The organism is Carnobacterium sp. CP1 (assembly GCF_001483965.1).
GTDB classification, from domain to species: domain Bacteria; phylum Bacillota; class Bacilli; order Lactobacillales; family Carnobacteriaceae; genus Carnobacterium_A; species Carnobacterium_A antarcticum.
The window spans coordinates 261,461-282,836 of the sequence record NZ_CP010796.1; the positions used below are offsets into that span (position 1 = coordinate 261,461).

General features: G+C 37.6%; 22 protein-coding genes and 1 other annotated feature. Of the genes, 21 read left to right on the forward strand and 1 reads right to left on the reverse strand.

What is annotated here, in order from left to right; genetic code table 11:
* Positions 1 to 10: 10 nt before the first annotated feature.
* Both NY10_RS01400 and NY10_RS01405 read left to right on the forward strand, forming a co-directional pair.
* Complete coding sequence (locus tag NY10_RS01400; protein WP_058920190.1) at positions 11 to 952, forward strand: osmoprotectant ABC transporter substrate-binding protein; 942 nt, start codon at positions 11 to 13, stop codon at positions 950 to 952.
* A 9-nt stretch (positions 953 to 961) separates the two neighbouring features.
* Complete coding sequence (locus NY10_RS01405) at positions 962 to 1,624, forward strand: ABC transporter permease (RefSeq protein WP_058920191.1); 663 nt, start codon at positions 962 to 964, stop codon at positions 1,622 to 1,624.
* Positions 1,625 to 1,664: 40 nt separating this feature from the next.
* Here the strand turns inward: NY10_RS01405 and NY10_RS01410 are convergent, their stop codons facing one another.
* The gene (locus NY10_RS01410; RefSeq protein ID WP_058918312.1) at positions 1,665 to 1,994 is read right to left on the reverse strand and encodes a hypothetical protein; all 330 of its coding nucleotides are present in this window, start codon (positions 1,992 to 1,994) and stop codon (positions 1,665 to 1,667) included.
* A gap of 168 nt (positions 1,995 to 2,162) precedes the next feature.
* Between NY10_RS01410 and NY10_RS01415 the strand changes: the two genes are divergently transcribed.
* From NY10_RS01415 to rsmB, 19 genes are all read left to right on the forward strand, one after another.
* Complete coding sequence (locus NY10_RS01415; RefSeq protein WP_058918313.1) at positions 2,163 to 3,029, forward strand: DegV family protein; 867 nt, start codon at positions 2,163 to 2,165, stop codon at positions 3,027 to 3,029.
* A 233-nt stretch (positions 3,030 to 3,262) separates the two neighbouring features.
* Positions 3,263 to 3,309: a sequence feature (sodium ion sensor (DUF1646 type); this cis-regulatory element may regulate processes involved in with the transportation of sodium ions), on the forward strand.
* 47 nt (positions 3,310 to 3,356) lie between these two features.
* Complete coding sequence (locus NY10_RS01420) at positions 3,357 to 3,683, forward strand: hypothetical protein (RefSeq protein ID WP_058918314.1); 327 nt, start codon at positions 3,357 to 3,359, stop codon at positions 3,681 to 3,683.
* On the forward strand, positions 3,670 to 5,625 hold the full coding sequence (locus tag NY10_RS01425) for a V-type ATP synthase subunit I (protein ID WP_058918315.1): 1,956 nt from the start codon (positions 3,670 to 3,672) through the stop codon (positions 5,623 to 5,625). The genes NY10_RS01420 and NY10_RS01425 overlap by 14 nt, the downstream gene beginning before the upstream one ends.
* A gap of 49 nt (positions 5,626 to 5,674) precedes the next feature.
* Complete coding sequence (locus NY10_RS01430; RefSeq protein ID WP_058918316.1) at positions 5,675 to 6,154, forward strand: V-type ATP synthase subunit K; 480 nt, start codon at positions 5,675 to 5,677, stop codon at positions 6,152 to 6,154.
* A 44-nt stretch (positions 6,155 to 6,198) separates the two neighbouring features.
* A complete protein-coding gene (locus tag NY10_RS01435) occupies positions 6,199 to 6,780 on the forward strand; it encodes a hypothetical protein (RefSeq protein ID WP_058918317.1) in 582 nt (193 codons plus the stop codon).
* A gap of 15 nt (positions 6,781 to 6,795) precedes the next feature.
* The gene (locus NY10_RS01440; RefSeq protein WP_058918318.1) at positions 6,796 to 7,800 is read left to right on the forward strand and encodes a V-type ATP synthase subunit C; all 1,005 of its coding nucleotides are present in this window, start codon (positions 6,796 to 6,798) and stop codon (positions 7,798 to 7,800) included.
* Positions 7,790 to 8,101 (forward strand): V-type ATP synthase subunit F, encoded by a 312-nt coding sequence (locus NY10_RS01445; RefSeq protein WP_058918319.1) that lies wholly within the window; start codon positions 7,790 to 7,792, stop codon positions 8,099 to 8,101. Before NY10_RS01440 ends, NY10_RS01445 begins: the two co-directional genes overlap by 11 nt.
* Before the next feature lie 66 nt (positions 8,102 to 8,167).
* A complete protein-coding gene (locus tag NY10_RS01450) occupies positions 8,168 to 9,901 on the forward strand; it encodes a V-type ATP synthase subunit A (protein ID WP_442857133.1) in 1,734 nt (577 codons plus the stop codon).
* Positions 9,894 to 11,270: a V-type ATP synthase subunit B gene (locus NY10_RS01455; protein ID WP_058918321.1), complete on the forward strand. Its 1,377-nt coding sequence runs from the start codon at positions 9,894 to 9,896 to the stop codon at positions 11,268 to 11,270. Before NY10_RS01450 ends, NY10_RS01455 begins: the two co-directional genes overlap by 8 nt.
* Positions 11,271 to 11,276: 6 nt before the next feature.
* A complete protein-coding gene (locus NY10_RS01460) occupies positions 11,277 to 11,903 on the forward strand; it encodes a V-type ATP synthase subunit D (RefSeq protein ID WP_058918322.1) in 627 nt (208 codons plus the stop codon).
* Positions 11,904 to 12,091: 188 nt separating this feature from the next.
* Positions 12,092 to 13,462, forward strand: coding sequence for a patatin-like phospholipase family protein (locus NY10_RS01465; protein WP_058918323.1), 1,371 nt, complete (start codon positions 12,092 to 12,094; stop codon positions 13,460 to 13,462).
* 108 nt (positions 13,463 to 13,570) lie between these two features.
* Complete coding sequence (locus NY10_RS01470) at positions 13,571 to 13,792, forward strand: YdbC family protein (protein WP_058918324.1); 222 nt, start codon at positions 13,571 to 13,573, stop codon at positions 13,790 to 13,792.
* 65 nt (positions 13,793 to 13,857) lie between these two features.
* Positions 13,858 to 14,472, forward strand: coding sequence for a guanylate kinase (gene gmk, locus NY10_RS01475; RefSeq protein ID WP_058918325.1), 615 nt, complete (start codon positions 13,858 to 13,860; stop codon positions 14,470 to 14,472).
* Positions 14,473 to 14,477: 5 nt separating this feature from the next.
* On the forward strand, positions 14,478 to 14,693 hold the full coding sequence (gene rpoZ / locus NY10_RS01480; RefSeq protein WP_058918326.1) for a DNA-directed RNA polymerase subunit omega: 216 nt from the start codon (positions 14,478 to 14,480) through the stop codon (positions 14,691 to 14,693).
* Positions 14,694 to 14,905: 212 nt separating this feature from the next.
* On the forward strand, positions 14,906 to 16,111 hold the full coding sequence (gene coaBC / locus NY10_RS01485) for a bifunctional phosphopantothenoylcysteine decarboxylase/phosphopantothenate--cysteine ligase CoaBC (RefSeq protein ID WP_058918327.1): 1,206 nt from the start codon (positions 14,906 to 14,908) through the stop codon (positions 16,109 to 16,111).
* Positions 16,112 to 16,125: 14 nt separating this feature from the next.
* Entirely contained in the window at positions 16,126 to 18,540 is a 2,415-nt protein-coding gene (gene priA, locus NY10_RS01490; protein WP_082664149.1) for a primosomal protein N', read from the forward strand.
* Positions 18,541 to 18,565: 25 nt separating this feature from the next.
* Entirely contained in the window at positions 18,566 to 19,060 is a 495-nt protein-coding gene (gene def / locus NY10_RS01495) for a peptide deformylase (protein WP_058918328.1), read from the forward strand.
* Entirely contained in the window at positions 19,057 to 20,010 is a 954-nt protein-coding gene (fmt, locus tag NY10_RS01500) for a methionyl-tRNA formyltransferase (protein ID WP_058918329.1), read from the forward strand. Before def ends, fmt begins: the two co-directional genes overlap by 4 nt.
* A complete protein-coding gene (gene rsmB, locus NY10_RS01505; RefSeq protein ID WP_058918330.1) occupies positions 20,000 to 21,376 on the forward strand; it encodes a 16S rRNA (cytosine(967)-C(5))-methyltransferase RsmB in 1,377 nt (458 codons plus the stop codon). Before fmt ends, rsmB begins: the two co-directional genes overlap by 11 nt.

The window sequence follows — 21,376 nt, forward strand, 5'->3', positions numbered from 1 at the left end:
AATGAACACAATTAAAAAAATCAATCAAATTGTGGTTCTTCTTTTAGCAACTGTGTTTTTAAGCAGTTGCTCGCTTCCTGGTTTAGGCGGGGGTTTTGACGAAGAAGGAATCACTATTACAGGTGGGACCACTACAGAACAACAAATTTTGGGTTTTATCGTTGAAGGCATGGTCGAACATTATATCGATATCGATGCACAATTGATCAACAATTTAGGGTCTTCTACCCTTAATCATCAGGCTTTAGTTGGAGGAGACGCAAATGTTTCAGGTGTCCGTTACACAGGTACCGATTTAACAGGCGTGCTTCAGCAAGAGCCAATCACAGATCCAGCGAAAGCTTACCAAACTGTCGTAAATGGATTTAAAGATGAATTCGATCAAAAATGGTTTCCTTCATATGGATTTGCTAACACTTACTCGTTTATGGTCACACAAGAATTAGCAGAAGAATATGATCTTCAAACTGTTAGTGATTTAAAGGATATCATATCAGAACTCAAATTAGGTGCCGATACTTCTTGGATGGAGAGAGAAGGCGATGGGTACGATGCGTTTGTAGAAACGTACGGTTTTGATTTTAAGCGTGTCTATCCAATGCAAATTGGATTAGTTTATGATGCTTTAGCAGCCGGAAAGATGGATGTGGTTTTAGGGTATTCAACGGACGGACGAATCAGCAGTTATGACTTAGTCGTTTTAGAAGATGACAAGCACTTGTTTCCCCCATACGATGCCAGTCCTGTTACCACTTACCAAGTGTTAAAAGATTACCCTGAATTAAATGAAGTATTGCTGAAATTAGCAGGGACGATCACGACTGAAAAAATGCAAGAAATGAATTATGAAGCGGACAATAATTTATTGGAACCAAAAAAAGTTGCAACAGATTTTTTAGAAGAAAATAATTATTTTGAAGAAAATGAAACAAACACAAAAGGGGGCGAGTAATCCGTGAATATTTCAGAGATGGGTCTTTGGGAACAATTATGGTATTACTTTAACGAAAATGGATTTTATATCTGGGAACAGTTTGTGCGCCACTTTTTAATTTCTATTTATGGTGTTCTTTTTGCAGCTATTGTCGGAATTCCTATAGGATTTTGGGTTTCACGCAACAGTAAATTAGCAGACTGGGTTATTGGCGTTGCCAATGTTATTCAAACGATTCCTTCTTTAGCCATGTTATCTATTTTGATGCTTGGTTTAGGTCTGGGCGTAGGAACAGTTGTGACGACCGTCTTTCTATATTCCTTATTGCCAATCATCAAAAATACGTATACCGGTGTTCGAAATGTTGACAGCAACATCTTAGATTCTGGTAAAGGGATGGGAATGACCAGATTCCAACTGACCTATATGGTTGAATTGCCGCTATCGTTATCTGTTATAATGGCAGGGATTCGTAATGCATTAGTAGTCGGTATTGGGATTACGGCAATCGGAACCTTTATTGGAGCAGGAGGATTAGGTGACATCATTACGCGTGGCGTTAACGCCACAGACGGTGGGGCTATTATTTTATCAGGTGCTATCCCAACCGCATTGATGGCTGTTATTAGTGATATTGTTTTAGGAGCAATTGAAAAGAAATTAGATCCGACAAATAAAGTTAGAAACTAGTCCAATAAAAAAACGAAACCTTTTAAAAGGGTTCGTTTTTTTATTGAGCTAACCGAACATGGCGAATGTCTTCAAAAGAAAGCATATAAGTTGTTTGGCGACTCAGACTCTCTAAGATAATAAGCGATTTTTTATTTGGGGCGTATCTTAAAATTCCTTTTTGTTCATCAATTGTCAAGATATGTTTGGTCTTATTCATTTGGAGAACGATAGGTTTGCGCCGCTCATAAGCTTGCATCAAAAAATAGCGGATTTGATGTTCAGGCATCTGAGGAAACACTTGCAAGGTATCTGGTTCTTTAGTGAGAAACAGCTTCTTATTAAAGGTATTAAAAAAGGCAGGGGACTTTTCAGCAAAGTTTTTTTCCATATCGATTCCTCCGAACGTTTGTTTGTTAATTTCATTATACGAACAAACGTTCAGATGTGCAAGTCTTTTTCAAATTATTATCAATATAGTTTTCTTTTCTGCCATATTCTAGCTATAATAGTAATTGGACAGTTAAAAAAGAAAAGTATACCATCGAGGAGTTTTAACATGACATATAAAATAATTGCAGATTCTTGTTGCGACCTGCCTCTGGAATTTGTTGAGAAGCATCATATTCACATTATGAATATGGTCATCAATATGGAGGGAAAAGAGATAATCGATGATTTGGGCAAAACATTTGATCGAGAAGCTTTTTTTAAAAATATAAAAGAGGGTAAGATTGCTTCAACATCTCAAATCAATATTGGAACTTATCTAGAAGTCTTTAAGTACTATGTTGAAAAGAGCGAACCGATTCTTTATTTAGCTTTTTCATCGGGATTAAGTGGTTCGTATAATAATGCATTAGCTGCTGTAGAAATGCTAAGAGAAGAGTATGGAACTGTTGATATTACAGTGATTGATACATTGGCGGTTTGTCTTGGCGATGGGTTGCTTGTTTATGAAGCAGCTAACATGAAAGCAGCAGGCAAGTCGCTGATTGAGGTAACTCGTTGGATAGAAGAAAATAAATTAAAGCTTCACTCATGGGTAACAGTAGATGATATTAAGCATTTAGAGCGCGGCGGAAGAATCTCAGCAGTTTCTGCAACTTTAGGAACGCTATTAAATGTAAAGCCCATTATTATCATGAACCAACTGGGTGGTTTGGTTCCTTATGCTAAAGTCCGAGGACGGAAAAAATCATTGCAATTCTTAGTTCAAAAAACAGCGGAAGGAATCATTGAGCCTGAAAACCAAACGATTTTTATTGGACACGCAGGAGTTCCAGAAGAAGCAGAATGGATAAAAGAAGCTCTTTTAGAAAAAATTAAAGTAAAAGATATTAAGATATATCCTTATGGACCGACAATCGCAGCTCATACTGGATTTGGTTCGTTAGCGGTCTTTTCATTTGGAATGCCGAAATAAAACATAAAGTTATAAAAATCAGCATTGTATTTAAGTTGTGAAAACGGTATAATTTAATTTAGAGGTAACTATTATAAACAAATTTGCTATTATTACATTACCCTATAATCTTTAAAATGCTGCCGAAAATAGGACACAAATTACAATTGAAGACTTTCCAGTTGAACCTAAAAGTCATTTGACAGTGAAATTGCTCTATGTTAAATTTATTATAAATTAAATAGAATAAAAATGGTTGGGCAGTAGCTTTCAAGGCAATTTCTTCAAGGGGTGAGAAGAAGTCTTGTTAGTTACGCCTTTTTTTTATTTTGGAGGAGGTGAAATAAGATGAGTATTGAAGCCATTCAATATGTTCAAGAAGCAGAAGAGAGAGCTGGAAAATTAGAAACAGATAGCGACGCAGAGGTTAAAAGAATAAAAGAGTTAACCGAAGAAACCATGGCAGATCATCAGTCGCGTTTATCTTCTAAATTGGCAGAGTACGAAAAAGAGCAACAAAAAAGGTATGATCAAGAAATAGAACACATAAAAAAACAAGTAGATGAAGAGATTTCTGCCAAAGCAGCAGAGTTGGATCATTCCGCTAAGGTAAATGAAACAGATGTGGTAAATGACATTGTAAAGGAGGTTATCCATCGCTATGGCAATAGCTAAAATGAAACAGATGACGCTTTTGGCAGAACAAGCAGATAAAGATCTTCTTTTAAAAGCAGTGCAGGAATTACAAAGGCTTGAGTTAGTAGATTTAACGACTTTAGAAGAATCCAATCTCCTTAGTTATTATTCTAAAGAAATGCCGACTGTTGAAAAAACAAAATATGAAGAACGTTTGAAAGATATTCAGCATGCGTTGTCATACTTAAAACAGTACCTCCCGCAACCAGGTTTTATTGCCAAATTAAAAAAAGGCCGAGAGGAATATACGTTAGAGGAACTAGAAGCAGCAATTTCTGTTTCTCAATTAGACGCAATCTGCCAAGAAGTTTTTAAAAAAGAAAAAGAACTTATTGCGTTAGAACAACAACAGAAAAGTTTAAATGAAGAAGAACTCTTTTTGCGTAAATGGAACCCTTTAGAATTCAATCCTAATGATTTAGCAGAATTTAAACTTACAGCAGGTTATGTTGGAACGATTGCTGCTGGAAATGTAACGGAATTTCAAAATGCACTAAAAGAAAAAGGCTCAAATTATATTGAAGAAATTTTTCAATACAAAGATGAAGCCGCCTATCTTATTATTACAGCTAAAGAAAATGATAGTGCTACCGAATCTATTTTGAATCAGTTTCAGTTTACCAAGTTTAATTATCCTTATACGTTAGTACCCAAAGAAGAACTGAAACGCAATCTTGCAGAAAATAAAAAGCTGCAAGAAAAAGAGCAAACATTAAAAAAAGAATTGGTAGCTTTTAAAACTAAAGTAACACAGTTAGAACTAGGCGAAGAATATTATTATAATCTCGCTCAAAGAGAAATTGGAAAAACCCTCTTATTGAACGGGAAAAGTTTCTTCTTGTTAAATGGTTGGTTGGAAGAAGAACAGGTTCCTGAATTGAAAGTCCTTTTAGATACCCACGTTGGAAAAGAACACTACGCAGTCATTTCGGAAGAAATTAAAATGAAGGACTACGGTGTTGTTCCAGTTGTTTTAGAAAACAATAAATTTGTTGAACCGTTTGAAAGTGTCACGGAGATGTACAGTTTGCCAAAATACGATGATATTGATCCGACTCCTTTTATGATGCCGTTTTACTTAGTCTTTTTTGGTATGATGAGCGCAGATTTAGGTTATGGTTTAATTCTTCTGATCGGTACTTTTCTAGCACAGAAATACCTTAATTTAGATAAGGGAATGGCTAAATTTATTCGCTTCTTCCATTTGCTGTCTTATGGCGTAATTGTTTGGGGAGTGATTTATGGTAGTTTCTTTGGTTACGATTTGCCTTTCCAATTATTGTCAACAACGACAGACGTTATTACTATACTCTTGCTTTCAGTCGTGTTTGGGTTCATTCAACTTGTGTATGGTCTGGTTATTAACGGAGCAGTTAAGTGGCGGAAACAAGAACGAGCCTCTAGTTATGTTGATGGAATGGCTTGGGTAGGGATCCTAGTAGGCATTGGGCTCTTAGTGTTGAGCATGATGGTTTTCGATAGTTCTCTACTTAAAACAATCGCTTATCTTTTAATAGGAGTGAATGTTGTTGGAATTATTGTGGTGACCATGTTAGCTTCTGAAAAAAAAGGTCTGGGAGCAGCATTAGGACTATATAATTTGTATGGTATAACAGGTTATGTGGGTGATTTAGTCAGTTATACAAGATTAATGGCCCTAGGAGTTTCCGGTGGGAGTATAGCAGCAGCTTTTAATATGATTGTTGAATTTTTACCTCCTGTCGCTAAATTTACTGTTGGGATTTTGCTATTTGTCGCGTTGCATTCGCTGAATATTTTCTTAACTTATTTAAGTGCTTACGTGCATACAGCCAGATTACAATACGTTGAATTTTTCGGAAAATTTTACGAAGGTGGCGGACGAGCGTTGAATCCGTTGAAGACTTTTGAAAAACACATTTATTTAAAAAAAAGACAATAAACTTAAACAACTATCTAAAAAAAATATATTTTAATGGAGGAATTTTATAATGGGCAATTTGATAACATTTTTAGCAGAAAACAATGGTGGTCTATTCTTTGCAGCAATGGGAATTGGGTTTGCAACAATCTTTTCAGGTATCGGTTCAGCTAAAGGTGTAGGTATGACAGGGGAAGCAGCTGCTGCTTTAACCACTGAACAGCCTGAAAAATTTGGTCAAGCTCTGATCTTACAGCTTTTGCCAGGTACACAAGGTCTTTATGGTTTTGTTATTGCCTTCTTGATTTATTTGAACACGGGCGCTGATACAACTTTAGCACAGGGTTTATATATGTTGATGGCCGCTATGCCGATTGCTTTCACCGGGTTATTTTCAGGTATTGCACAAGGTCGTGTTGCTTCTGCTGGTATCCAAATTTTAGCTAAAAAACCTGAGCACGCTACAAAAGGAATTATTTATTCTGCTATGGTTGAAACATACGCTATCTTAGGTTTTGTTATTTCCTTTTTACTTGTCTTAAATGTATAATGACTCATTTCTATTCAAAAAACGATTAAGAACGGAGGGAAATGATGTCAGATCTTAAACTGATTACGGATCGTATGATTGAAAAAAAGAAAGTCGAAATACAAAACAAAATTCAACAAGCTGAACTGGAAGCAAAAAATAGACTTGCAGCAGCCGATACAGACTTAGCTGAAGAAGAAGTTAAACAAAAGAAAATGATTGATGTTCGCTTAGCAAATGAGTTTGAAAAGAATAAAAATAGCTTGGTAAACCATAAACGCGATCAATTGCTGTCTGAAAAACAACTCTCGCTAAATTCTGTGTTTGAGAAAGCTTTGATGGAAATGGAGCAATGGAATGAAACAGAATTCCAAGCATTTTTATTATCTGTCTTAAAAGAATTTAAAGCGATGGAACGCGTAGAATTGATTTTAGGAGAAAAGTCAGCTGAAAAAGTTTCTCAACAATGGATCGAAGAAGTAGCATCAAAAGAACTAAACGTTTCTTTATCAAATGAAACGATTGCGGGGAAATTTGGATTTATCCTTAAAGACAATGGAATACAATACAATTATTTATTCCATGCTTTGATCAATGAAAGCAAAAATCATTTGATTCCATCTGTTTCAAAAAAATTATTTCAATAAAAAGGAGGAGAATAAATGAAGCCAACAGCATTTGCTGGGACTAACGCACGCATTCGTGTTTACGAAAGTAATCTCCTTAGAAATGATCAATTTGAACGGATGCTACAAGCGCCTGATTTTGAAGAAGCATTGAATGTTTTAAAGGATACACCTTATCGAAATGATATAGAACAATTAAAAGAGACAAAAGACTATGATTTAATGCTAGTGAATGAATTGCAACGAATGTATGCTGAGTTATTCAGCATTAGCCCAGAACCGAACTTAGTTGAATTGTTTTCGTTGCGGTATTCTTACCACAATTTAAAAGTATTATTAAAAGAGTATTTCACAAAAAATGACTTCACAACAATGCTGATACCGATTGGAAAAAATTCCATTTCAACTTTAAGACAAGCTGTAGAAACCAGTAGATCCGATGATTTGGATCAAGAATATTTAACAAGTATTCTTGAAGTGAAAACAGACTACGAAGATTACTCCAATATTCAATCGATTGACATTATCCTTGATCGTCGTTACTTTACTCATTTAAAACAATTAGCGATAAAAATAGAAGACCCTAAAGTGTTGGAATTGATCGTTCTTTATATCGATTTAAATAACTTGTCTACTTTGACAAGGGCTATCAGCCAAAAACGATCACGAAATTTTTTGACTACTATTTTATCCGATGCTGGAAGTATGCCTATAGAAGAACTTATTTCATTGGGTTCAGAAAGTTTAGAAGAGGCGGGTAAAAAACTAGCGGAAGGCAAATATCGGGAAATTGTTACAGCTTCGATCCGTTCAGACAATCAAGAATTGTCTCCTGTGAAAATTGATCTTGCAACGGATGATGCCTTCATGGAAAAAATGAAAGACGCAAAATTAGAAGTCTTTGGTCCGATGCCTTTATTAGCGTATATTTATGCGAAAGAAAATGAAGTTAAAAATTTACGTTTAGTTTTAGTCGGCAAAGAAAATAAGCTTCCGCTTGAAGAAGTTACAGAAAGGATGCGAATCAATTATGGCTCATAAAATTGGTGTAGTCGGCGACAAAGACTCGATTTTACCTTTTAAAATCTTAGGATTTGACGTTTTTTACGCATCTGAAGCTAGAGAAGCTAGACGGACAGTTGATCGCCTAGCTAAAGAAGAGTATGGCATTATTTATTTGACAGAACCGTTAGGAAAATTAATACCGGAGACGATCGACCGCTACGACCAAATGATAAAACCAGCCGTTATCTTAATTCCTAATCACTTAGGTTCATTAGACATTGGGAAAAAAAGAATCCAGCAAAATGTTGAAAAGGCAGTGGGGCAAAATATTTTATAGGAGGTTACCAGTTTGAACAAAGGAAGAATTGTGAGTGTCTCTGGGCCGTTAGTTACGGCTGAAGGGATGGAGCAAGCTAATATTCAAGATATCTGTAAAGTCGGTAAGCTTGGGTTAATTGGCGAAATTATTGAAATGCGTAACGATGTAGCTTCTATTCAAGTTTATGAAGAAACGTCAATGGTTGGACCTGGAGAACCTGTTGAAACAACTGGTGAAGCTTTGTCAGTTGAATTAGCTCCCGGCATGATTTCGCAAATGTTTGATGGAATTCAACGTCCGCTTGATAAATTTATGGACAAAACAGAAAGCAACTATCTGATTCGCGGAGTTTCTATTGAAGCATTGAGTCGAACAGATAAATGGACGTTCACGCCAACTGTAGAAGTTGGAACGAAGGTTGTTGCAGGGGATATCGTTGGGACTATTCCTGAAACAAAAGTTATTGTACACAAAATAATGGTTCCATATGGTGTTGAAGGCACGATCAAGAGTATTGAGAGTGGAAATTTTGATATTACTGAGACTATTTATACGATTGAAACTGAAGAAAATGGCGTAAAAGAATTTACGATGCTGCAGAAATGGCCCGTTAGACAAGGACGTCCAACAGCAAAAAAATTAAACCCAGTTGAACCGATGATTACCGGACAACGTGTCATTGATACGCTGTTCCCAGTAGCAAAAGGCGGTGCTGCGGCTGTTCCAGGTCCATTTGGAGCTGGTAAAACGGTGGTGCAACATCAAATCGCTAAATGGGCAGATGTTGATTTAGTTGTGTATGTCGGGTGTGGAGAACGTGGGAATGAAATGACTGACGTAATCAATGAATTTCCGCAATTAATTGATCCTAATACCGGGGAGTCCATTATGGAACGTACGATTTTGATTGCAAATACATCAAATATGCCTGTTGCAGCTCGTGAAGCTTCCATCTATACAGGTATTACGATCGCTGAATACTTTAGAGATATGGGCTATAGTGTCGCTATTATGGCGGATTCTACTTCTCGTTGGGCAGAGGCATTGCGTGAGATGTCAGGTCGTCTTGAAGAAATGCCAGGAGATGAAGGATATCCAGCTTACTTAGGAAGCCGAATTGCAGAATTTTACGAGCGTGCTGGAAAAATCATTACTTTGGGAACGGAAGGCCGAGAAGGAAGTATCACTGCTATCGGCGCAGTATCCCCTCCTGGAGGAGATACTTCTGAGCCGGTAACTCAAAATACTTTGCGAGTTGCTAAGGTATTCTGGAGCTTAGATAATTTATTAGCACAAAAACGTCACTTTCCTTCTATTGATTGGCTAGCGTCGTACTCTTTATATTCTCAAGAGTTAGGGATTTATAACGGAGAACAATTAGGAAAAGATTGGACGGGAATGGTCAGAAGAACCATGACCTTGTTGCAAGAAGAATCTGAACTGGAAGAAATTGTCCGCTTAGTCGGTGTTGAGTCTTTATCTGAAAGAGACCGTCTAAAGTTGGCGACATCTAAAATGATTCGTGAAGATTTCTTACAACAAAATGCGTTTGATGATGTCGATACGTATACTTCTCGAGAAAAGCAATATGAAATGTTATCAACTATTTTGTATTTTGAAGATGAAGCTCTTGCTGGTATGGCATTAGGTTCTTATTTTAATGAAATTATTGAAGGTACTGTTACAGTTCGTGAAAGAATTGGTAGAGGGAAGTACATCCCTGAAGAAGAAATTGGGAAGTTTGAAATCTTAAAATCAGATATTAAAACCACCATTCACCAAATCGTTGAAAAAGGAGGAATGGAATTAGATGCTTAAAGAATATCGGACAATCACAGAAGTTGTCGGTCCTTTGATGGCTGTTGAAGGTGTTGAAGGCGTTAAATTTGATGAGTTAGTTGACATCCAAATGCAAAACGGCGAAAAAAGACGTGGACAAGTTTTGGAAATCAATGGGGATAAAGCGATGGTTCAAATATTTGAGGGCTCTCACGGAATCAACTTAAAAGATACTAAAGTGCGTTTCTTAGGCAAACCCTTAACGTTAGATGTTTCTGAAGACATGCTTGGTCGCGTCTTCGATGGAATGGGACGCATCAATGATAACGGACCTGAATTGATCGCTGAAAAATCATTGGATGTTAACGGAGAAGCGATCAATCCCATGGCTCGTGACTATCCAGATGAATTTATCCAGACAGGAATTTCATCTATTGATCACCTAAATACATTGGTTAGAGGACAGAAACTGCCTGTATTCTCAGGTTCGGGGCTTCCGCATAAAGAATTAGCTGCTCAAATCGCAAGACAGGCTACTGTTTTAAATTCAGACGAAAAATTTGCCATTGTTTTTGCGGCTATCGGTATTACGTTTGAAGAAGCAGAGTTTTTCATGGAAGACTTTCGTAAAACAGGTGCCATTGATCATTCGGTTATGTTTGTTAACTTAGCGGACGATCCTGCAATTGAACGGATAGCCACTCCAAAGATGGCCTTGACGACAGCTGAGTATTTAGCTTATGAAAAAGACATGCATGTATTGGTTATTATGACGGATATGACGAATTATTGTGAAGCCTTGCGTGAAATCTCAGCAGCAAGACGTGAAGTCCCTGGACGTCGTGGTTACCCGGGTTATCTTTACACCAATCTGGCAACGTTATTTGAACGTGCTGGTCGTTTGGTCGGTGGAAAGGGTTCTGTTACGCAGATTCCTATTCTAACTATGCCAGAAGACGATATTACGCATCCGATTCCTGATTTGACCGGATACATCACAGAAGGACAAATCATTTTGTCTCGCGATTTATTCAATAATGGTATTCACCCGCCTATCGATGTCTTGCCATCTTTGTCGCGTTTAAAAGATAAAGGGACTGGCGAAGGGAAAACAAGAAAAGATCATGCTGCTACCATGAACCAGTTATTCGCTGCTTATGCAGAAGGAAAACAAGCGAAAGAACTCGCTGTGGTGCTAGGAGAGTCTGCTCTTTCTGAAACAGACAAGCTTTATGCTGAATTTGGCGAGCGTTTTGAAAAAGAATACGTAAACCAAGGAAACTATACCAATCGTACTATCGAAGAATCATTAGATTTGGGTTGGGAACTCTTGTCCATTTTGCCTAGAACGGAATTGAAGCGGATCAAAGATGAGATGTTAGACGAATACCTGCCGAAGGGGGAGTGAGTCTAAATGGCAAAATTAAATGTGAACCCAACTAGAATGGAATTGACCATTTTAAAGCAGCAGCTGAGTACTGCAACTCGCGGTCATAAATTGTTGAAAGACAAACAAGACGAGCTGATGCGTCAATTCATTACGCTTATCCGGAAAAACAATGAGTTACGTGCAGAAGTGGAAGGCAAATTAACTAGTGCGATGCAATCTTTTGTGATGGCTAAAGCATTGTTAAACGAAAATTTTATTGAAGAGCTAGTAGCGATTCCACCTCGTGCAGTAGAACTAGAGATATACGAAAAAAATATTATGAGTGTTTCCGTACCGGTCATGAATTTTAAGTATGATGAGAGTCAAGATACTAACGAATTACGTTATGGCTACTTAAATTCCAATAGTGAATTAGACACGTCAATTGAAAAAATGTCAGCAGTCATGGCTCAGTTATTGGAACTTTCAGAAATCGAAAAAACTTGTCAACTAATGGCAGATGAAATCGAAAAAACTCGTCGCAGAGTAAATGCATTAGAGTATATGACGATTCCAAGGTATGAAGAAACGATTTATTTTATTCAAATGAAATTAGATGAAAACGAAAGAGCTAATATCACCCGATTGATGAAAGTAAAAGATATGGGTTAAAAAGGCTTTTTGGCAAATCACGATGGTGATTTTTATGGTGAAATACAGTCATTTCACTTACTAACACCAAAAATGACAGAACCTTAAAAAAACGAACAAAATCAGTGATGATTTTGTTCGTTTTTTCGTTGTCATTGGTACCACTAAAAACAAGAGCCGTGTATACTGAGTTTAAGGAGATGATGCAGATGGAGACAGAACTTCTTAAACAAATAAAACGGTCAAAAAAAGTAGCACTTGTATTAGGCGGCGGAGGAGCGAGAGGTTCTTATCAAATAGGTGTTTGGAAAGCATTGAAAGAGCTTTGTATTGAAATTCACCTGATTACTGGAACTTCTGTAGGGGCTTTAAATGGAGCTTTATTTCTTCAAGATGAGTACGATTTAGGCGAACAGATGTGGCGTAAAATGGAAACCAACCATGTCTTGGCTTTATCTAAACCGATCGAAATCAACAGCTTTAAAAGTTACCGCCGAACAATGCGAGGTTTTGTTGTGTCGGCCTTAAAAAAAAGAGGATTTAATACCACTCCTTTAAAAGAGCTGATCGACACTTATCTGGCAGATGAAAAACGCATCAGAAAGAGCGCCATTGAATTTGGTTTGACTCTGACAGAATATCCTTCGATGAAACGCGTAGAGTTTTTCTTACCTAGTATACCGTTTGGCGAATTGAGTCTTTATTTGCTGGGAAGTGCTTCATTCTATCCAGCAATGCAAATCACTAAAATTGGTGAAAAGTCTTATATTGATGGAGGGTACTACAATAATTTGCCCGTTGAGATGGCGCTCGAAAAAAAACCGACAGCAGTAATCAGCGTTGACATTACAGGACCAATCTCGTTGAAAAGGAGTAGGCCGATTACTGATGTACCGATTCATGATCTAGGCAGTAAATGGCCATTGGGAAACTTATTGTTATTCGATGGCAATCGTGCGGATATCAACATTGCTCTGGGTTATTATGAAACGATGAAGCACTTTGAATTTTATGAAGGCAGTTGGTATACTTTTGAAAAAGATAGTTTTAAAAAGCATTACGAAAAATTTTATTTGGCGTTAGCTAAATTTTTGATGAATAAAAATAGACGGTTTGCGGCTGGCTTCTTAAATGAAACCGAACAACAGCAAAAAAATTTAAAGGTTTTAGAAAAATATTGGCGAGGGCGAATTGGAAAAAAAGAGCTGACCTATGCAGTACATGAACTGATTGGGAAGTTATTTCAGATTGATCCGACAAAAGTGTATAGCTTTTCTTTATTTGAAACAGCGATTCTTGAAAAATACGAAGAATTAGTCAAAGCAACTACGATCAATGAAGTTGATGAATTGTTTACTGTTGACGTTATTTATTCAGTAGAAGAATGGATTGCTCGTTACTTAGAAAGAATTCCGTTTCTTTCTAATAAAAAAATGCTGCTGTATTTTTTAAATTTGATTGAAAAAAATCAACCGATTGAATGGCATAATTGGAAAGTTCACTATTTGATTAAACAAAAACCTCATGTTTTCATGATGGCCATTTGTATGGATCAGATAAAAAACGGAAATTTTAAATAAAAGTTACAGAACAACTGGATTTTATGGTACACTTAAGGGTGAGTTCTCATTATCAGGTATTTTGCATAGCCTAAATTAAATTAGCTTAATCAATGAGAGGTGAATGAAGTGGCTCAAAAATTTACTTACGAAATTATGGAAGAAATTGCAGTGCTTTCTGAAAATGCAAAAGGATGGCGTAAAGAATTAAATCTAGTAAGTTGGAATGGCAACCCGCCTAAATTTGATATTCGGGATTGGGCTCCAAACCATGAAAAAATGGGCAAAGGCCTGACGCTTACCAATGAAGAAATGGAAACACTCAAATCCTTTTTAGCAACTTTAAATTAATGCCCAAAGATTTTACACAAAAGAAATAATAACAGAAACTTTTTTTAGATAGGAAGGATTTGAATATGGCAGAACGCGGACTTTTAATTGTTCTTTCTGGGCCTTCAGGTGTAGGTAAAGGAACAGTGAGAAAAGCAATTTTTGAACAACCGAATAATGACTTTGAATATTCTATTTCAATGACCACTAGAAAGCAACGCGAAGGTGAAATTGATGGCGTAGATTATTTTTTCAGAACGAAAGAAGAGTTTGAAGAACTAATTGCAAGCGGCGGTTTATTGGAATATGCTGAGTATGTAGGGAACTACTATGGTACGCCTTTGGCTTATGTCGACCAGACACTAGCAAGTGGCAGAGATGTTTTTTTAGAGATCGAAGTTCAAGGTGCTTTACAGGTACGTGAAAAGATGCCTGAAGGAATTTTTATTTTCTTGACTCCTCCAGGACTTAAAGAATTAAAAACACGTATCATTGGGCGAGGAACAGATGCCATGGCTGTGATTGAAAGACGTATGGAAAAAGCCATTGAAGAGATTAATTTGATGCAGCATTACGATTATGCTGTTGAAAATGATCGGGTTGAGAATGCTGTCAGCAAAATAAGAAATATTATCGAATGCGAACACTTAAAAGTTTCGCGTGTGATTCATCGTTATAAAAAAATGATTAAGGAGCTGTAAACATTATGATGTTACTTCCATCTATTGATAGTTTATTAGAAAAAATTGATTCAAAATATTCTTTGGTGATTTTAGCCAGTAAACGGGCGCATGAGTTAGAAAACAAAGCGATGCCGATGTTAGATGAATACGAATCACACAAGAATGTCGGTCGTGCTTTAGAAGAAATTGATGCTGGGGATTTAGTTATTGACCCTGCAACAGTTGGGGCGAAAGAATAAGAAATATGCAACAAACTTTTAAAAAGATAAATGGCAAGTGCTGCAAAATAGGGATCTACCTGTTTTGAAGCACTTTTGTTTTAATGTCTTTTTACATCCGCAAGTAAGGAAATCGAGATAATTCTAAGGATAGCAAGACAAAGGTGTTCTTTTTTAGTAAAATGGAGTAAGAGATTATCTGAGATTTGAGAGCGAAATAGGAGGTTTTAAGATTGTTGGAAAATAAAAACGTAGCCCTGTATGTTTCAGGAGGAATCGCTGTATATAAAGCTGCTGATTTAGCAAGACAATTCATTAAACAAGGCGCAAATGTCAAGGTAGCAATGACTGCATCGGCCAGAGAATTTGTTTCACCGTTGACCTTTCAAATTCTAAGCAAACACCATGTGTACACAGATACTTTTGATGAACGCGAAGGAGACCAAGTCAGTCATATCCATTTAGCGGATTGGACAGATATTGCCGTTGTAGCTCCTGCAACTGCGAATACGCTGGCTAAATTAGCTAACGGAATAGCCGACGATTTTGTATCTACAGCTTTGATGGCTACGACAGCACCTGTTTTTGTTGTGCCTACCATGAACTCACATATGCTGGAAAATCCGGCAACCGTTCGTAATCTTCAACAACTGGAAGCGGATGGACGTTTTGTGATGGAACCAGATACAGGATTTTTAGCAGAAGGTTATGAAGGAAAAGGCCGTTTTCCAGAGGCGGTGAACATTGTTGAAACAGTTAAAGGTTTTTTACGAACGCAACTGAACAACTTGCCGCTAAAAAATAAACAGGTTGTTGTAACAGCAGGGGGAACAAAAGAACGGATCGATCCGGTACGTTACATCACGAATGATTCTTCTGGGAAAATGGGATATAGTCTAGCCATAGCTGCCAGAGATTTGGGAGCGACAGTCACGCTGATCTCTGCTAGCCGTCAGTTAGTACAGCCTTTTGGTGTAGCATTCGTTCAAGTAGATTCGGCTAAAGAGATGCAAGAAGCTGTTATGCAAGCTTACGAGCAAGCAGACATCGTAGTGATGGCAGCAGCAGTCTCTGACTACCGTCCCAGCAATCAAGCAGTAGAAAAAATCAAGAAAAATGAAGCGACAATGACGCTTACATTAGATAAAACAACAGATATTTTAGCTGAATTGGGCAAACAAAAACAGCACCAATTTTTAATTGGGTTCGCTGCTGAAACGAATAACCTTGAAAAATACGCAAGAGGGAAATTAAAACAAAAAAAAGCTGATATGATCGTAGCTAATGATGTATCCAAGCCACATGCTGGATTTAATAAAGATACGAATGAAGTATCTATTTTTATGGCTGATGAAGATCCTATTGAGCTTTCTGTTCGTAGTAAACAAGAAATAGCAACAGAGATATTAAGGGTGGCCATCAATCAAATGAAAAAATAAGGGTGTGAGATAGAGTGGTTTCAATTGCAAAAGTTATCGTAGATGTACCGACGATGCAGACAAACAAACCTTACAGCTATTCCATTCCAGCTGAATTCAATGATCAAATTCAGCCAGGTATGCGAGTGGAAGTCCCTTTTGGCCAAGGAGCTAGAAAAGTTCAAGGTTTTGTTGTGGAGATTACTCAATCAACTGATTACACCGGAAGTTTAAAAGCCATTTCAGGGCTAATGGATCTAACTTCCGTTCTCAACGAAGAGATGTTGATACTGGGAAGGGAAATGGCTGAAAAGACCTTTTCGTTTCAAATAACCTGTTATCAAACCATGCTTCCGGCTGTTTTGCGTGCTAAATATGAAAAGAAAATACGAGTGGTAGATGATATTCCTGAAGAGCTCTATTTTGAACTTTTTAAAGGACGAAATGAGTTATCATGGGATGAAGCCGTTGAACGTGACCTATTGCCTGCTTTATTGGAACTAAAGAAAAAAGAAGCTGTAGAAGTGGTCTATACTGTCAGGAATCAAGCAAAAACTAAAAAGAGACGAATGGTCCAAGCCGACTTGTCATTCGAGCAGCTAGAAGATGAAAAAATAGGCTTGGGTAAAAGAGCGCCTAAACAACGGTTACTATTAGAGTTGCTTCAATCTTTAAATGACCACTCCATCAGTGTGGAGGAAATAACTAAAACGACCTCTCTTTCGTCAACAATATTACGTGAGGGACAAAAGAAAAAATGGTTATCTTTTTTTGAAGAAGAAATTTACCGAGACCCATTTAAAGATCAAGAGTTTAAAAAAACTTCAGCATTCACACTCAATCATTCCCAACAACAGGCATTAGAGCCCATTTTACAAGCTGTGGAAAACAAAGAATCTGAAGTTTTTCTGCTAAAAGGAATAACGGGCAGTGGAAAAACTGAAATTTACCTACAGACCATTGCTGAAACTCTGAAAAAGGGACAGTCTGCTTTGATGTTAGTTCCAGAAATAGCGTTGACACCTCAAATGGTCAATTCTTTTAAAGGACGTTTTGGCGAAGCGGTAGCTGTTTTGCATAGTGGTTTATCTGTTGGAGAAAAATATGACGAGTGGCGCAAAATTGAAAAAGGCGAAGCAAAAGTCGTAGTCGGAGCACGCTCTTCCATTTTTGCACCGGTTGAGAATATCGGCGTCATCATTATTGACGAAGAGCATGAAGGCACCTATAAACAAGATGAAAATCCGCGTTATCATGCAAGAAATGTTGCCATTTGGCGAGCAAACTATCATCATTGTCCGGTTATCCTTGGAAGTGCCACGCCTTCTTTAGAATCACGAGCACGTGCTCAAAAGAAGGTGTACACACTATTGGAATTGCCAGAACGTGTGAATCAGCGAGAACTGCCTGAAGTGGAAATCATTGATATGCGTGAAGAGGTAAAAGAAGGGAATCGCAGTAGTTTTTCATTGCTGCTGCAAGAAAAAATAAAAGATCGGATAGCTAAAAAAGAGCAAATCGTGCTTTTGCTTAACCGGCGCGGGTATTCTTCTTTTGTCATGTGCCGCGACTGTGGTTTTGTACTGCCTTGTCCGAACTGTGACATTTCATTGACGCTTCATATGGACACTAAGACGATGAAATGCCATTATTGTGGTCATGAAGAAAACATCCCTCGTACCTGTCCTAGTTGCAAAAGCCACAAAATTCGTTATTATGGTACTGGAACCCAAAAAATTGAAGAAGAGTTAGCTAAGGTTCTGCCAACAGCGAAGGTCATTCGGATGGATGTTGACACGACTAGAAAAAAAGGCGCCCACGAACGCCTTTTATCTGCTTTTGGCAATGGCGAAGCGGATATTTTATTAGGGACGCAGATGATTGCTAAAGGTCTAGATTTTCCTAATATTACCTTGGTAGGTGTTTTGAATGCAGACACCAGTCTAGGCTTGCCGGATTTTAGAGCTAGTGAACGCACTTTTCAACTGTTGACTCAAGTAAGCGGCCGAGCAGGACGAGCTGAATTGACCGGCGAAGTGATCGTACAAACGTTTAATCCTGAACACTATGCTATTCAGTTGGCTCAACAACACGATTACGATACTTTTTATCAAATGGAAATGCGTTTGAGGCACCGGGGAAATTATCCGCCGTATTACTTTACTATTCTGATTACAACGAGTCATGAAGAAGAGTTAAAAGCAGCTAAAAAAATGCAAGAAATCATTCAATTTATTAAGCCAGATTTAAAACCTGAAACAATTGTTTTAGGACCGACACCTAAAGCTGTTGCGCGAGTAAACAATCGGTATTATTATCAAACCATTATAAAATATAAAAATGAACCAGTTTTATTTACTAAATTACAAGAATTATTGAATCAATCACAAAAAGAAATGACTAAGGGATTACAGATTGCAATTGATTCTGAGCCGATGCATTTTATTTAATAAGAGGAAGAAAGAAGGCTAAACCATGGCAGTATTGCCTATTGTAAAATATCCTGAGCCAATATTAACAAAGGCTGCAAGAGAAGTAGTCGAAATTACTGATGAAATTCTTCAATTAATGGATGATATGTACGAAACGATGGTAGCAAGCGATGGCATCGGCATTGCGGCGCCCCAAGTGAACCGTTCATTGAGGATTGCTTTAGTAGAAGTCGATGAAGAAACGGGTTTATTCGAAATGATCAATCCAGAAATTATTACAGCATCTGGAAAAAATGTCGATGTAGAAGGATGTTTAAGTTTTCCTGAAATTTACGGAACAGTTGAACGAGCAGATAACATTGTGATCCGTTATTTTGATCGTGAGGGCGAAGCGTATGAGGTTGAAGCGGAAGATTATCTCGCACGCGTTTTTCAGCATGAATTAGAACATTTAGATGGGAAATTGTTTACGGATAAAATTATTCAAAAAATCCAGCCTGAAGAGTTAGAAACGTATATGGAGGAGAATGGCGAATGACAAAAATCGTTTTTATGGGAACACCTGCTTTTTCTGTGCCTATTTTAGAGGCTTTGATTGATAAGGGGTACGATATTGCTGCGGTAGTAACGCAACCTGACCGGCCTGTAGGCAGAAAAAAAGTTATGACACCGACACCAGTGAAAGAAGCAGCACTCCAGCATCAGATTTTAGTGTTGCAGCCTGAAAAAATTTCTGGGTCTGAAGAAATGGCGAAAGTGATCGAGCTGCAACCTGATTTAATCGTAACCGCTGCTTTTGGGCAATTTTTACCGCAAAAATTATTATCTGCTCCACGACTGGGTGCTATCAATGTGCATGCATCTCTGCTGCCTAAATATCGCGGCGGAGCTCCGGTTCATTATTCTTTGATCAAAGGCGAGAAAGAAACAGGCGTCACGATTATGTATATGGAAAAGAAAATGGATGCCGGGGATATCTTAAGCCAACGCTCGTTAGAAATCACAGAAAAAGATGATGTAGGAACGCTTTTTGAACGCTTAAGTCGTTTAGGCAGAGACTTGTTGATCGACACATTACCAGACTTAATAGCAGGAAAAGTTACACCAGTAAAGCAAGATGAAGAAAAAGTAACATATTCGCCAAATATCAAAGCCGAAGAAGAGCTGATCGATTGGAGTAAATCAGCTAAAGAAATTGATTGGCAAGTACGCGGTATGCGTCCTTGGCCAGGAGCCTATACATCTTTAAATGGCAATCGCTTAAAGGTTTGGGATGTTACACCCTTGGACGATGATACCGATAAAGAACCGGGAACGATCATACAAATCGAAAAAGAACGCTTTATGGTTGCATGCGGAGAACGAACAGTTGTGCAAGTAAATGAACTTCAGCCGGCTGGAAAAAGTAAAATGACCACTACAGCTTTTTTAAGCGGAGTAGGAAGCCAATTAAGAGTTGGAGAAATGGTAGGCGACAATGGAAACTAATCAAAATCCTCAAAAACGCAATACTAAAAAAACAAGTCGTTATTTAGCCATGTCTATTTTAGAAAAAACAGATGAGAATCAGTCTTATTCGAATTTGCTATTGAATGAAGCGATTCAAAAAAACAACTTAAGCCCAGCCGATGCTCGCTTGTTAACAGAATTGGTTTACGGAGTTTTGCAGCGTAAATTAACATTAGACTATTACTTATCAGCATTTTTAAGCAAAGATAAAAAAATCGATAGTTGGGTTCGCAATTTATTGCGTTTATCTATTTATCAAATGATTTATTTAGATAAAATTCCGGCACATGCTATTTTGTTTGAAGCGGTGGAAGTAGCCAAGAAAAAAAGCCATATTGGAGTTAGTAAATTTATCAATGGAGTTTTACGAAACGCTGAAAGAAAAGGTTTTAAGAGCATTTCAGCCATTCAAGACCCAATTGAACGTTTGAGTGTTGAAGTAAGCATGCCGAAATGGCTCATTGAAAAATTTGTAGAAGAAATAGGTTTCAAAGAAACAAAAAAACTAGGAGAAGCTCTTTTAATTCCGAGCCATTCAAGTGCTCGTGTAAATGTGCCCTTTCTAACGGTTGCTGAAGCATTAGAAGCCATGCAAGAAGAAGGATTTGATGTCAGACCAAGCAAGGTTTCGCCTGTGGGTATTATTAGCAATGGAGGTCATTTTGCTTCTTCACCGCTATTTCAATCAGGACAATTAACGATCCAAGACGAGTCTTCCATGTTAGTGGCTCCGTCAATGCAAATTGAGTCTCATCATCAAGTACTTGACGCTTGTGCAGCTCCTGGAGGAAAGACGACTCACATCGCGTCCTATTTATCAGCTGAAGCTGGTGGTAAAGTGACTGCTCTTGACTTACATGCTCATAAAGTAAAGCTGATTCAAGATAATGCTAAAAGATTACACGTCGATAAAGTGGTTGAAGGCAGAACACTTGATGCTAGAAAAGTAGACGAAGTATTTGAAGATGAAGTTTTTGATCGTATTCTAGTGGATGCACCATGCTCAGGTCTCGGTTTAATGAGAAGAAAGCCGGACATCAAATATACCAAACAACCAAAAGATTTGCTGCAATTGCAAAAAATCCAATTAGCCATCTTGACAAATGTAGCGCCGAAACTAAAAGTAGATGGCTTGCTGGTTTATAGTACATGTACGATCACTGCTGAAGAAAACCAAGGAACAGTAGAGGCATTTTTAAAGAACCATCCTAATTTTGAAAAAGTGTCCGTTGCTGTAGAAGAAAATCTATCTGCAAACATCAAAGATGATTTACTTCAAATCTATCCACAAGATTTTGGAACCGATGGTTTTTTCATTAGTTGTTTAAAGAAAAAAAGCAAATAA